Source organism: Methylobacterium brachiatum, from assembly GCF_900113845.1.
GTDB lineage: Bacteria > Pseudomonadota > Alphaproteobacteria > Rhizobiales > Beijerinckiaceae > Methylobacterium > Methylobacterium brachiatum.
In genome coordinates, this window is sequence record NZ_FOQW01000008.1 from 193198 (window position 1) to 205980 (window position 12783).

At 69.2% G+C, this 12783-nt stretch carries 14 protein-coding genes; 5 read left to right on the forward strand and 9 right to left on the reverse strand.

Annotation, left to right across the window (positions count from 1 at the left end):
* Positions 1-89 precede the first annotated feature (89 nt).
* Together BMZ47_RS12440 and BMZ47_RS12445 are read left to right on the forward strand one after the other, a co-directional pair.
* Positions 90-830 carry a competence/damage-inducible protein A gene (locus BMZ47_RS12440; protein ID WP_091862511.1) on the forward strand — a complete coding sequence of 247 codons (741 nt, stop codon included), beginning with the start codon at positions 90-92 and terminating at the stop codon, positions 828-830.
* Positions 831-871: 41 nt separating this feature from the next.
* Complete coding sequence (locus tag BMZ47_RS12445) at positions 872-1741, forward strand: formate/nitrite transporter family protein (protein ID WP_007566759.1); 870 nt, start codon at positions 872-874, stop codon at positions 1739-1741.
* Between the two features lie 9 nt (positions 1742-1750).
* On the opposite strand, the gene BMZ47_RS12450 is transcribed toward BMZ47_RS12445, so the two are convergent.
* Positions 1751-3031, reverse strand: coding sequence for an NAD(P)/FAD-dependent oxidoreductase (locus BMZ47_RS12450; RefSeq protein WP_091862514.1), 1281 nt, complete (start codon positions 3029-3031; stop codon positions 1751-1753).
* A 366-nt stretch (positions 3032-3397) separates the two neighbouring features.
* Here BMZ47_RS12450 and BMZ47_RS12455 point away from each other — a divergent pair, with 366 nt between their 5' ends.
* Both BMZ47_RS12455 and BMZ47_RS12460 read left to right on the forward strand, forming a co-directional pair.
* Positions 3398-5347 (forward strand): Hint domain-containing protein, encoded by a 1950-nt coding sequence (locus BMZ47_RS12455; RefSeq protein ID WP_091862517.1) that lies wholly within the window; start codon positions 3398-3400, stop codon positions 5345-5347.
* Between the two features lie 17 nt (positions 5348-5364).
* The gene (locus BMZ47_RS12460; RefSeq protein WP_139220975.1) at positions 5365-5694 is read left to right on the forward strand and encodes a hypothetical protein; all 330 of its coding nucleotides are present in this window, start codon (positions 5365-5367) and stop codon (positions 5692-5694) included.
* 91 nt (positions 5695-5785) lie between these two features.
* Here BMZ47_RS12460 and BMZ47_RS12465 read toward each other — a convergent pair whose 3' ends face one another.
* The 7 genes from BMZ47_RS12465 to BMZ47_RS12495 form a co-directional block, all read right to left on the reverse strand.
* Entirely contained in the window at positions 5786-6271 is a 486-nt protein-coding gene (locus BMZ47_RS12465; RefSeq protein WP_193375362.1) for a F0F1 ATP synthase subunit B family protein, read from the reverse strand.
* A 15-nt stretch (positions 6272-6286) separates the two neighbouring features.
* Positions 6287-6865, reverse strand: coding sequence for a F0F1 ATP synthase subunit B family protein (locus BMZ47_RS12470; RefSeq protein WP_007566768.1), 579 nt, complete (start codon positions 6863-6865; stop codon positions 6287-6289).
* A 150-nt stretch (positions 6866-7015) separates the two neighbouring features.
* Positions 7016-7243, reverse strand: coding sequence for a F0F1 ATP synthase subunit C (locus BMZ47_RS12475; protein WP_007566773.1), 228 nt, complete (start codon positions 7241-7243; stop codon positions 7016-7018).
* 107 nt (positions 7244-7350) lie between these two features.
* Positions 7351-8106 carry a F0F1 ATP synthase subunit A gene (locus BMZ47_RS12480; RefSeq protein WP_007566775.1) on the reverse strand — a complete coding sequence of 252 codons (756 nt, stop codon included), beginning with the start codon at positions 8104-8106 and terminating at the stop codon, positions 7351-7353.
* A gap of 73 nt (positions 8107-8179) precedes the next feature.
* Positions 8180-8554, reverse strand: coding sequence for an AtpZ/AtpI family protein (locus tag BMZ47_RS12485; RefSeq protein WP_039903734.1), 375 nt, complete (start codon positions 8552-8554; stop codon positions 8180-8182).
* 188 nt (positions 8555-8742) lie between these two features.
* On the reverse strand, positions 8743-9387 hold the full coding sequence (locus tag BMZ47_RS12490; RefSeq protein WP_007566782.1) for a DsbA family protein: 645 nt from the start codon (positions 9385-9387) through the stop codon (positions 8743-8745).
* Positions 9388-9501: 114 nt separating this feature from the next.
* Positions 9502-9984 carry a DUF721 domain-containing protein gene (locus BMZ47_RS12495; RefSeq protein WP_091862523.1) on the reverse strand — a complete coding sequence of 161 codons (483 nt, stop codon included), beginning with the start codon at positions 9982-9984 and terminating at the stop codon, positions 9502-9504.
* A gap of 131 nt (positions 9985-10115) precedes the next feature.
* On the opposite strand from BMZ47_RS12495, the gene mutY reads away from it, so the two are divergent.
* Entirely contained in the window at positions 10116-11456 is a 1341-nt protein-coding gene (gene mutY / locus BMZ47_RS12500; RefSeq protein ID WP_007566786.1) for an A/G-specific adenine glycosylase, read from the forward strand.
* Between the two features lie 79 nt (positions 11457-11535).
* Here the strand turns inward: mutY and BMZ47_RS12505 are convergent, their stop codons facing one another.
* The gene (locus BMZ47_RS12505; protein WP_280142725.1) at positions 11536-12726 is read right to left on the reverse strand and encodes a site-specific DNA-methyltransferase; all 1191 of its coding nucleotides are present in this window, start codon (positions 12724-12726) and stop codon (positions 11536-11538) included.
* Between the last annotated feature and the right edge of the window lie 57 nt (positions 12727-12783).

A 12783-nucleotide genomic window follows, 5' to 3' on the forward strand; every position in this document is an offset into this window, starting at 1 on the left:
TCACCGCTGGAGCGGCGAGACCGATGCGCGCAGGATCGATTGGCCGGATCGCGATCCGGCCCCGACCTTCCCTCCGACCATAGAGTCCCATGGACCAGCCTTCCGATCCGATCACCGCCGCGATCCTCGTCATCGGCGACGAGATCCTGTCGGGGCGCACCAAGGACAAGAATATCGGCACCATCGCCGACTTCCTCACCGCCGCCGGGATCGACCTGCGCGAGGTGCGGGTCGTGCCGGACGAGGCCGCCATGATCATCGAGGCGGTGAACGCCCTGCGGGCGCGCTACACCTACCTGTTCACCACCGGCGGGATCGGCCCGACCCATGACGACATCACCGCCGATTGCGTGGCCGAGGCCTTCGGGGTCGGCATCGACATCGACGAGCGCGCGCGGGCGATGCTGCTGGAGCGCCACAAGCCCGAAGACCTGAACGCGGCCCGCCTGCGCATGGCGCGGATCCCGTTCGGGGCCGACCTAATCCCCAACGCGGTCTCGAAAGCGCCGGGCTTCCGCATCGGCAACGTCCATGTCATGGCCGGGGTGCCGAGCGTGATGCAGGCCATGCTGGACGCCATCGCGCCGACCCTGAAGGGCGGCGCCGCGATGATGTCCGAGACCGTCGAGGCGGGCGGGCTGCCCGAGGGGCACTACGCCAGCGATCTCGGCGAGATCGCCAAGGCCCGGCCGGCCGTGTCGATCGGCTCCTATCCGGCGATGACGCCGGACGGGTTTCGCAACCGGATCGTCGTGCGCAGCCGGGATGCGCAGGCCCTCGCGGAGGCGCGCCAGGCCGTCGAGGCGTTGTTGGCAAAGCTGGCGGCCTGAGATCTCGGCATCCGGTTGGGTTGCGTCGCGGAGCTGAGCGGATGATTCGGGACCAGAACGAACGGGCCGACAAGGAGGCCCGGCGCGACGAGCTGCTCAAGGAAGTCTCCGAGATCGGACGGCCGGACGCCTACGTCCTGCACGAGGTGATCCGGCTCGAAGGCGACGAGGAGCTGCGGCGCCACGGCCTCGCGCTGTTCCTGTCGGCCTTCGCGGCGGGCCTCAGCATCGCCCTGTCGCTGATCGTCCCCGGGGTGCTGAAGAGCCACCTGCCCGAGGCCGACTGGGTGAAGGTCGTCACCACGATGGGCTACTCGATCGGCTTCCTGGTGGTCGTCCTGGGACGCCAGCAGCTGTTCACCGAGAACACGATCACGCCGATCCTGCCGCTGCTGCACGACCGCTCGATCAAGACAGCGTTCCGCGTGGTGCGGCTCTGGCTGATCGTCCTGTGCGGCAACATCCTGGGAACGCTCGCCATCGCCACGGTGCTGGCCCATGCCGGCGCGTTCGAGCCGCCGGTGCTCAAGGCCTTCGCCGAGATCAGCCACGACGCCATCGCGCACGGATTCTGGTCCACCTTCGTGAAAGGGGTGTTCGCCGGCTGGATGATCGCCCTGATGGTCTGGTTCCTGCCCGCGACCGGCAGCGCCGCCCCCTTCGTGATCCTGCTGATGACCTGGCTGGTCTCGCTCTGCGGCCTCGCCCATATCGTCGCCGGATCGGTGGAGGCCTTCTTCCTGCTGATCACCGGCGCCGCATCGCTCGAGGATTACGGGATGCGGTTCTTCCTGCCGACGCTGCTCGGCAACACGATCGGCGGCGTCACCCTGGTGGCGGTCCTGAATTACGGCCAGGTCGCGCCCCAGGTCGAGGAGACCAAAGAGGTCGAGGGTGAGCGCACCGATTGACGGGCCGCGCTAGTCGAGGCTCACCGGCGGACTGATCAGGTGATCGAGGTCGTCGAGGATCCAGGTCATCGTCCCGCGCAAAGGACCGTACAGGCCGATCTGGTGCTGCCGGTAAAGCAGATCGTGCGTGAGCCGCGCCGAGAGACCGTTCAGGCGGCCGCCTCCGAACGTGTAGCGCCCCAGCGTGCCCCAGCCGTTGAAATCGGCCAGGGAGACGATGGCGCCCTTCTCGACGTAGTGGAACGGCGGCAGTTCCGACGCCACCGTGTCCCCCCGGGCCAGCGCCCGCCCGAGATGAGACGCGAGGTGCTGCGCCTGCTGCCGGGCCGCCTGGGCCGTGGCGGGGACCGGCTTGCCCGTCTTGGGATCGGTCTGGCTGGCACAATCCCCGAGGGCGACGATCGCGGGATCCCGGGTTGTGCGCAGGTCGGGACCGACCACGAGTTGCCCGGTCCGCGAGCGCTCCAGGCCCTCGACCGCGCCGAGCACGTCCGGCGCTTTCACGCCGGCCGCCCAGACCTTGAGCCTGGCGGCGATGCGGCTGCCGTCCTGCAACGTGAAGCCGGACGCATCCGCGCCGGTGACCATGGCGCCGGTCCGGACCTCGACGGCGAGATCCGACAAGGTCCGGGCGGCCGCCCGGGATACCCGCTCCGGGAAGGCCGGCAGGAGGCGCGGCCCGCTCTCGATCAGGGTCAGGCGCAGCCTGCGCGGCAGGTCCGGTGAGCCGTAATCCGAAGCCAGGTTGATGGCGTGCTTCAGTTCCGCCGCCAGCTCGACGCCGGTGGCGCCCCCGCCCACGATGGCGATCTCGAGCATCTCGGGGCTATCGAGCCGGGCCAGCAGATGGCGCCGCAGCTGGCGGTGGAACGACTCGGCCTCGGTGAGGTCGTCGATGGTCAGGCAATGCTCGGCCACCCCGGGGGTCCCGAAATCGTTGGCCCGGCTGCCGATGGCGAGGACCAGGAGATCGTAGGCGAGATCCGCCTCCGGCCGCCCCTGCGCCGCCTCGACCGCGAGGCGGACATGACGGGCCGGGCGGTCGATCCCGATCAGGGTTCCCGGCTGAAACCGGAAGCCGTTGCGCCGCGCCTGCGCGAAGAAGTCGACCTTCTGCCGGTCGGGCCGGGCGGTTCCCGCCGCGAAGGTGTGCAGCATCGGCTTCCAGACATGGGACAGGCTGCGATCGGCCAGAACCACCTCGGCCTTGCCGCCTCGCCCGAGGCTGGTGGCGACCTCGATGCCCGCGACGCCGCCGCCGATGATCACGATCCGTGCTTTGTCCGCCATGCCGTCTCCTGGAATTTCGTTTCCGGTGAACGCGGTGCAGGCGTCGATGTTCGGACGTGGCCCCCAGTCCCTCAGGCGGCCCGTGGCGACCGGGCGGGTAAAGGAGGTCCCAAGCCGCTTGAACGCGCATGGACGGGTCGTCGTCCGATCGCTCAGGGACATCGCGCGGCGCCCCCGTGCGAAGGCCGATCCAAACCGTCCTCGCGCCCGCCGATGGCGTCCTCCGTGACCAGCGCCTGCGTCGCGAGCCTCAAGCCGGTGCCCTTCGTAACGATCCATTAACCATTTGATCGTTGATGAAAACTGATGTTAAACGCGGCTTTCAGCCATAATTAGCGGAATATCTGCCTAGAAGGGGCGGCTTGAATGGTCGATCTCACCGGTTATCGCCTGACCTTCGACGACGAATTCAATACGCGAAGCATCTCGTCGACCGGTGCCGGAACCACGTATGCCGATACCCGTGCCGAGTGGCGGAGCGCCGACGGGACGGCCGATACCGGCTTCGGGCGGTCCTCCTTCGTGGATCCCGCCTCGGGCTACGATCCGTTCAGCGTCCGGAACGGCATATTGTCGATCACCGCCGTGCCGGACCGGACCCCGTCGGGTGTTCCCGGCAGCTGGGAATCCGGCCTGATCACCACGCAGGGGAATTTTTCGCAGACATACGGCTACTTCGAGATCCGCGCGGATTTCTCGAACGATCCGAATGCCTGGGACGCCTTTTGGCTGCTGCCGAACCAGCAGAGCGCGCAATCGAGCAGCACGAACGGCCACCAGGAGCTGGATGTCGTCGAGCATTACGGCAACGGCGACAGGAGCGTGTACAGCACGATCCACACAACCGATCCACAGAACGGCATCCGCTGGCAGGACAATCGCCAGGTCGTCACCGAGCTGAACGATCCGTCCGGGTATCACACCTACGGAATGAACTGGCAGCCGGACAAGATCAGCTTCTACGTCGACGGCCAGCTCACCGGCTCGCAGACCACACCGTCGGACCTGCACAGCCCGATGTATCTGCTGGCCAACCTCGCGGTCCGCAGCGAGGGGACCGCAACCGGAAGCCCGATCACGTCGAACATCGACTACATCCGGGTCTATTCCAACAGCGCGAACGCGGTCGCCGTGCCGCGGGGCCGGGTTTCCTCGCCGGATGGGTACGATCCGGGCCTCTACGGGGCGGTGGCCGCCCGGTCGACCTTGACCGTCGGGGCTGTTTCATCGCCCGTCCCGGGAGGGGCGGCCGCGCCATCATCCGTGTCGGGTCCCGCTGCCTCGTCGCCGGCCACCGGGGCCGCCGCGTCATCGCCAGCGACCGGTCCGGCAACAGCGTCGCCCGCAACGGGTGCCGCCGCGGCGCCGTCGGGAACGGCGGTCGCCCCCGGATCGTCGCCCTCCGCCAACCCGGCCCCGTGCTACTGCACCGGCACCCGGATCCTCACCGAACACGGCGAGATCGCGGTCGAGGATCTTCGGGTCGGCCAGAGGGTCGTGACCGCTTCGGGACAGCGGCGCCCCATCCGGTGGATCGGGACGCGCCGCTATCTGGGGCTCACCGCGCCTCCGGCGGACAGGCCGGTTCGGATCAGGGCCGGCGCCCTGGCCGACGGCGCGCCCGCCCGCGATCTCCGGGTGTCACCGGACCACGCGCTCCTGCTGGATGGCCTGCTCGTCGCCGCGGGCCATCTGGTCAACGGCCGAACCATCACCCGCGGCGAAGCGGTGATCGACCTGACCTACTGGCATGTCGAGCTCGACACCCACGACATGCTGCTGGCCGAGGCCATTCCCGCGGAGAGCTTTCTCGCAGCCGCCGGCCTGCGCGCGCAGTTCGACGGTGCGGACGCGCGGCCGGACACGGGTTCGGCGCCGAAACCCTATGCCGAGCGTGTCGCGCATGGCCCCGCGCTGACGGCCCTCAACCGCCGCCTGAACCTGCGGGCCGGCCTGTCGGTGGACGCGCCGGGCTTCGGGGCGCTTCGCGGCAACCTAGACCTGTGTGAAATCCGGGACGGCGACCTGCGCGTTGCCGGTTGGGCGCAGGATACGGCGCATCCGGCCGGACCGGTCTGCCTCGACATCGTGGTGGACGGGATCGTGGTCGCGATGACACTCGCCGAGATCGACCGGCCCGATCTCGGCGCGGCCGCGATCGGGGAGGGGCGGCACGGATTCGACCTCGGCCTGGAGAGCGGCCTGATGCCGGCAGTGCCCCACAGGGTGTCGGTGCGTCGCTCGATGGATGGCGCGATGATCGGCGCGATGGTGTTCGATGCCGCGGGCGGATGGCGCCCGGCACAGGTCGCCTGATCCCGGAAAGGGCCGCCGTGACGCTGCGGGGCAGTATCGACGTGCTCAGCCACCGCCGCATCGTCGGCTGGGCCTGGGAGATGAACGCGCCGGACGTTCCGGTGACCGTCCTGGTCGCGATCGAGCGGCGCGTCCTCGGACGGTGCCGGGCCGACCTGTTCCGCGAGGATCTCGCGATCGAGGGCATCGGGACGGGACGGTGCGGCTTCGCGTTGGACCTTCCGCCCGGCCTGCTGTCCCCCCGCCAGGATTACGCGATCAGCGTGCGGCGGGAGGGCGACGGGGTGCATGTGCCCGGATCGCCCTACGTGCTGGCCGCGACGTTCCGGATCGTCCCCGCGCCCTAGCCCGCGTCGCCGTCCCACTCGTCGGCTGGGCGCACCCATGAAAAAAGCCGCCCGAAGGCGGCTTCTGGTCGGCGGATTCGGTCCCGGACGATCAGGACCGCAGGCGGGTCCGGACCTCGCCGAGGCTGGCGCGGATCAGGCCCTGGGCCGCATCGCCTTGCAGCCGCTCGCGCAGGATCGTCTCGGAGACCTTCACGGCGGCGTCGGCAGCAGCCGCGCGAACCTGGGCCTCGGCCTGGACCTCGGCCTGGGCGATCTTGGTCTCGGCGGCCTTGGTACGGCGGGCCAGGAAGTCGTCGAGCTTGCGGTGGCCCTCCTCGGCGGCGCGCTTGGCCTCCTCGCGGGCGCTGGCGATGATCGCCTCCGCTTCCTTCTCGGCCTCGGCGCGACGGCGCTTGTAGTCGGCCAGCACGGTGGCGGCCTCCTCGCGCAGACGCTTGGCCTCGTCGAGTTCGTGACGGACGCGGTTGGCGCGGCCGTCGAGGCCCTTGGTCATCGCCGAGAAGGCACCGGCCTTCCAGGCGATACCCATGAAGATGAAGAACGCGACGGCGACCCAGAATTCGGCTTCGAGCAGCATCGTGGGTTCCCGTTAATGTGCGGTGGCGTCAAGGGCGCGGTCGAGCGTCGCCGAATCGGGCGCCTGGCCCGTCAGGCGCTCGACGATGGCCGACGCGGCCTCGCCGGCGATGCTGCGGACGTTGCCCATCGCGGCCTCGGTCCGGGCGCGGATCGTCGCCTCGGCGGTGGCGAGCTTCGCGTTCAGCTCCGTCTCGAGCGCCTTGCGCTTGGCGTCGGCCTCGGCGGCCAGCTCGTTCCGGGTGGTCTGGGCGATGTCGCGGGCCTTGCCCTGGGCATCGCGCAAGGCGGTCTCGTAGGCGATTCCGGCGGCGTCGGCCTCGGCCTTCATCGCCTGGGCCTGGTCGAGATCGGCGCGCAGGCGCTCGGCGCGGGCATGCAGGATCGCCTGGATCCGCGGCAGCGCGACCTTGTCCATCAGGTAGTAGAGGAGACCGAAGGCCAGCGCGAGCCAGATCAGCTGCGACAGGAATCCGGAGGTCTCGAAGGGCGGGAAGGCGCCGCTATGCGCTTCGGCATGCTCGACATGGCCGGGCACGAGCTGCGTGTCGGCGCCCGGGGGCGGCGTGGTGAGGGGATTCGGCTGCGCCATGAGACCGCTACACTGACACCGTTCGCTTGGGTCACCGCCGACGCGGTGACGGAAGAAGGCGGACGCCTCGTTCGCGAAGCGCCCACCTGGTGGTCGGGCGGTGAGAGCCCGGTGGAGGCCGCGTCGCCCGCGGCCCCCGGAGCGCGTCGATCAGACGGCGAAGAGCAGCAGCAGCGCGATGAGCAGCGAGAAGATGCCCAGCGCCTCGGTCAGGGCGAAGCCCAGGAGCAGGGTGGCGCGCTGGCCGTCGGCCGCGGAGGGGTTGCGAAGGGCGCCGGCGAGGAACTGACCGAACAGGTTGCCGAGGCCGATGCCCGCACCCGCCATGCCGAGGCAGGCGAGGCCGGCGCCGATGTACTTCGCAGCGACGGGATCCATGATAACTCCTGAGGTCTCTTCAGATCGAAACGTGCGGTGACGTTCGCGGCGGGTGGAGCCGGCCAAACGGGGAGGCCGGGGTGAAGCTGAGCGGCCGGGGCGTGAGCCTAGTGGCCGGGGTGGAGCGCGTCGTTGAGGTAGATCGCCGTCAGCGTCGCGAAGACGTAGGCCTGAAGCGCCGCAACGAGGAACTCGAGAGCGGTGAGCGCGATCGTCAGGAACAGCGGAAGCGGCGATAGCACGCTCCAGGCACCTGCGAGAAGAAGCTGGACCACGAAGAACGCGAAGATCTTCATCGCGATGTGGCCGGCGAGCACGTTGGCGAACAGACGCACCGACAGGCTGATCGGCCGGGAGATGAACGAGATGATCTCGATCGGCACCAGGATCGCCAGAAGCGGCTTCGGCACGCCCGACGGCACGAACAGGCCGAAGAAGTGGGTGCCGTGCTTCATCACGCCGTAGATCACCACGACCGAGATCACCAGGGCGGCCAGGCCGAAGGTGATGATCAGGTGGCTGGTCACCGCGAAGGCGTAGGGGATCATGCCGAACAGGTTCAGGATCAGCACGAACATGAACAGCGAGAAGACCAGCGGCATGAACCGCTTGCCGCCGTCGCCGGTGGCCTGGTGCAGCGTATCCGCGATGAATTCGTAGAAGATCTCGGCCAGAGACTGCATCCGCCCCGGCACAACCGAGCGCGAGGCCGTCGCCACCACGGTGATCAGCGCGATCACCCCGACGGCGGCGAACATGTACAGAGCGGATTGTGTGAAGGCGAGTTGCTGATGGCCGATATGGCCCAGCGATACGAGCGGCTTCAGCTCGAACTGATGGATCGGGTCGATCGTGACCGCCATTCCCGCTTCCGCCCCTCTTGATCCGGCGCATCGACAGCGTCGATCGCCTCAAACCTCTATCGACCGGCGTGCCTTATGGCTCTTGCCCGTCGCCTCGTCCGGGACGCGTGCCGGCAAAACCTGACACCCGCATCACGTTGTAGATCCCTGCCACGAACCCCAGCATCAGGAGGACGATCAGGCCCCAGGGTTTCGTCCCGAAGACATGATCGACGATCCAGCCGAGTATGCCCCCCGCGATCACGCCCGCGACGAACTCCGTGGAGATCGTCATGGCCTGGCCAAGCGAGGAGGGCCCGGTACCCCGAGGCCGCAAGGAAGGATCGGGAGCGGCTTGCGGACGCTTCCGTTCGATCTGCGTCTCGAGACGTCTGAGCCTCGCGGAGAGTTCGCTGTCCGTCGGCGTTCCCTCGGTCCCGTTCCCGTCCCTGGAATCGTCGCCGTTCACGGCTGAAACTCACAGGGCGGGAGGATCTGAAACCGGCTGGACGCCCCCATCAAGCGGGCGCACCATAGTTTCGCCTATCTTGGGTGTCAAGGCGACGCCGATACAGAGCAAGTCGTTGATTTCGATCTGGTTTTCCGGTTTTTGGGCCGGCGTGGCGGCGGTGCTTCGCGCAACGTGCCACAGACACATCAGGCGCCCAGGATCGGCTTGATCACCTTCTCCATGCCGTCGATCGTCATCTCGCCGGTGTAGCGCTCGCCGTTGATGAAGAAGGTCGGCGTCGAATCCACCTTGAGAACGTCGAGCCCGCGCTGCTTCACGGCGTTGACCGCGCCGTAGACCTTCTGGTCCTTCAGGCAGGCCTCGAACGTGTCCTTGGTGTAGCCGGCCTGCCGGAGCATCTGCTCCAGGGCATCGACCGGCTTCGGCGTGAAGGCCCAGGCCGGCTGCTGGTCGAACAGCAGATCGGTGATCGGGTAATACTTGGCATCGCCCTGGCACCGCGCCAGCATGAAGGCGGCGGTAGCCAGCGGGTCGAGCGGGAACTCGCGCAGGGTGAAGCGCACCTTGCCGGTATCGATGTAGCGCTCCTTGAGCACCGGCCAGGTGGTCCGGTGGAAGGCGGCGCAGTGCGAGCAGGTCATCGAGGCGTATTCGATGATCGTGCACTTCGCGTCCGCCGGACCGAGCCAGACATCCCCGAGCGGACCGGGCTGCATCAAGGCCGCCAGGTCGGCGTTCTGGGCCCAGGCCGAGCGCGCCAGGTAGGGGAGGGCGAGGCCGGCGCCGAGCGCGAGGCCGGTGAACTTGAGAGCGTCGCGTCGCGTGGTCATGGGCAGGCTCCGCCGAATTCGTCGGTCTTGGCGTCTTAGGCTTGGCGTCTCGGTTCGGGTACTCGGGCGCGGCTGTCCTGGCAAGGCGACGCAATCGCCACCGAAACCTGATGCTTAGCGCTCCGGCCGAGTCGCCACGGCCGCGATCCCGAGCCGGTCCAGGGCGGCACGCAGGCCGTCATCCTCGATCGCCGCCACCGCGCGCTTGACCTCGACGGCCCGGGACGGATCGATGCCGGTGCGCGGCGCCGGCCGGCCGCCGCGGCCGACCCGGTCCTGCTGCAGCACGATGCGCGAGACGCAGGCCCAACCGTAATGCGCGTTGATGCGCTGGATCACCACCGGCGCCAGATGCTGGAGCTCGATGGCGAAAACGCCCTCGACCCGGACCACCAGCGTCCCGGATTCCGGTGCGTCGGAATCCTTGCGGCGACGCTTGGGCCATTCGAGTTTCGAGGGCCGGCAGTAGCGGGCCAGCCGCTCGCCCACGATCTCCGGCCAGGCGGCCAGGATGTCGGTCGACGCGAAGCCCTGCGCCGCGAAGGCCGGCCCGATGCAGCTCTCGATCAGCTCGGCCAACGGTTTGACGCGCGCCATGGTGCTTCGGGCCTCGCCATCCTTCACGTGAGTCGCACGAGGTTAGCGCAGCTTCGTTGACGAAGGGAGCACGAGCCCGGCGTTTCGCGGCCCTATGATCGTCCGGCCCCGCCTTGTATGCAGCCTCGCCCATGCCGCCCTGCCCAGCCCCGGATCCCGGGTCCGCCCCCGGACCCCGCGCCGACGACCTGCTCGCCTGGTACGACCGGCACCGGCGGGTCCTGCCCTGGCGCGCGCTCGCCGGCGAAACGCCCGATCCCTATCGGGTCTGGCTCTCGGAGGTGATGCTGCAGCAGACCACGATCGCGGCGGTGCGCCCGTATTTCGAGCGTTTCCTGACCCGGTTCCCGGACGTCACCGCGCTGGCCGAGGCCCCCGAAGAGGCGGTGATGTCGGCCTGGGCCGGGCTCGGCTACTATTCCCGGGCGCGCAACCTCCATGCCTGCGCGAAGGCGGTGGCGGCTGCAGGCCGCTTTCCTGACACGGCCGAGGGCCTGCGCAAGCTTCCGGGCATCGGCGCCTACACGGCCGGGGCGATCGCCGCGATCGCGTTCGAGCGGGCGGAGGCCGCGGTCGACGGCAATGTCGAGCGGGTTCTGAGCCGAGTCTTCGCCGTGGAGGCGCCGCTGCCCGGCAGCCGCCCGGAGATCCGCCGGCTGACCCAGGCCCTGGTGCCGCATGACCGGCCGGGCGACTTCGCGCAGGCGCTCATGGATCTCGGCGCAACGATCTGCACGCCCAAACGCCCCGCCTGCGCCCTCTGCCCCTGGATGCTGCCCTGCCAGGCGCGGGCGCGCGGCACGCAGGACACGTTCCCGCGCAAGATCAAGGTCGCCAAGGGGGCGCTGCGCCGCGGGGCGGCCTTCGTGGCGATCCGCAGCGGCGACGAGGCGGTCCTCCTGCGGACCCGCCCGCCGGAGGGGCTGCTGGGGAACATGGCGGAACCGCCGGGCAGCGCCTGGGAGCCGGATTACGACGTCGCGGCGGCCCTGCTGGATGCGCCGATCGACGCCCGCTGGAAGCGCCTGCCGGGGCTCGTCCGCCACGGCTTCACGCATTTCCCGCTGGAGCTGACCGTGTTCTCGGCGCGGGTCGCGCTCTCGACCCCGACGCCGCCCGGCATGCGCTTCACCCCGCGCACCGCTTTGGACGAGGAGCCGCTGCCCGGCCTGATGCGCAAGGTGCTGGCCCACGCCTTCGATCCGAAGCCGGAGCCCGAGAAGAAGCCGCGCGGTCGCCCGAAGAAGGAGCCGCCGGCGATGCCGCTGCTCGCGGCCATGGAGGCGCCGATCTCGATGGAAGATCCGGAGCCGCGCCCGAGCGTGCGCGCGGTGCCAAAGCCCCGACCCAAGCCGGCACCCGAGCCGCCGCCGGAGATGGACGATTTTCCGGACGCCGAGCCGGAGGCGCTTATCGCGCCGCCGCGCGCCCGGCCGACGCCGCGCCGACCGGGCGCCGCGCGCCGTCGCTAGCTCCGCCTTGAGAACGGGTTTCCAAAGGGCTCAGCCCTTTGGTGGGGTTCGGGGCAAAGCCCCGAGATCTTTGCAGGGCTCAGCCGTTCGCCATCGCCTGGCGCAGTCCGGCCCGGTAGCTGTCGATGACAACCGGCTTGCCGGAGCGCTCGACGTGCCAGAAGGTCCAGCCGTTGCAGGCCGGGAGCCCCTGGACCAGGGCACCGATCTTGTGAATCGAGCCGATGACCAGGCCGTTGTCGAGCTGGCCGTCCGGACGCACCGTGGCGCGGAACCGGCGACGCTCGTCGGTGACGATCTCGCCGGGACGGATATGCCCGGCCTCGATCACCGAGAGGAACGGCACCCGCGGCTCGGCCCGCTTGGTCGGCGCCACCATGAGGGCGGCCTTCGACAGCGGCTGGACGGCGGCGATCCGCTCCATCGCGGCCTTCGCGTAGGTGGCCTCGCGCTCGATGCCGATGAACCGCCGGCCGAGGCGCTTGGCGACCGCGCCGGTGGTGCCGGTGCCGAAGAACGGATCGAGCACCACGTCGCCAGGATTGGTCGCCGCCATCAGGGTGCGGGCGAGCAGGGCCTCGGGCTTCTGGGTCGGGTGGACCTTGTGGCCCTCCGCATCCTTCAGCCGCTCCTCGCCGGTGCAGAGCGGGATGAACCAGTCCGACCGCATCTGGAGGTCTTCGTTGCCTCCCTTCAGCGCGTCGTAATGGAAGGTGTAGCCCTTCGACTCCGCCGAGCGCGAGGCCCAGATCAGGGTCTCGTGGGCGTTGGTGAAGCGCTTGCCGCGGAAGTTCGGCATCGGGTTGGCCTTGCGCCACACGATGTCGTTGAGGATCCAGTAACCGAGATCCTGCAACGCGCTCCCGACCCGGAAGATGTTGTGGTACGACCCGATCACCCAGAGGGTCGCGTTCGGCTTCATGACGCGCCGGCAGGCGGCGAGCCAGTCCCGCGTGAAGGCGTCGTAGGCCTCGAAGGTCGCGAACTTGTCCCAGTCGTCGTCGACCGCGTCGACACGGCTCTGGTCCGGGCGCAGCAGGCCGGCTTCGCCGAGCTGCAGGTTGTAGGGCGGATCGGCGAAGACGCAGTCGACGCTGGAAGCCGGCAGCGCGTTCATGGCCGAGATGCAATCCCCGACCAGCACTTGGTCGAGGGGGAGGGTACGCTGGGTGGGTACGAGACCCATCCGTGGCGCCGACGCGGGCCGCCCGGCACGCGAGACCTGTTTCCGGGCGACGGCGTCGGCAGCCACGGTACGCGGGGAAGCCATGGCAAACACCGGTTACGCGACTGACCGGCAGACCATGCGTCGGATACGGTAAAGGTC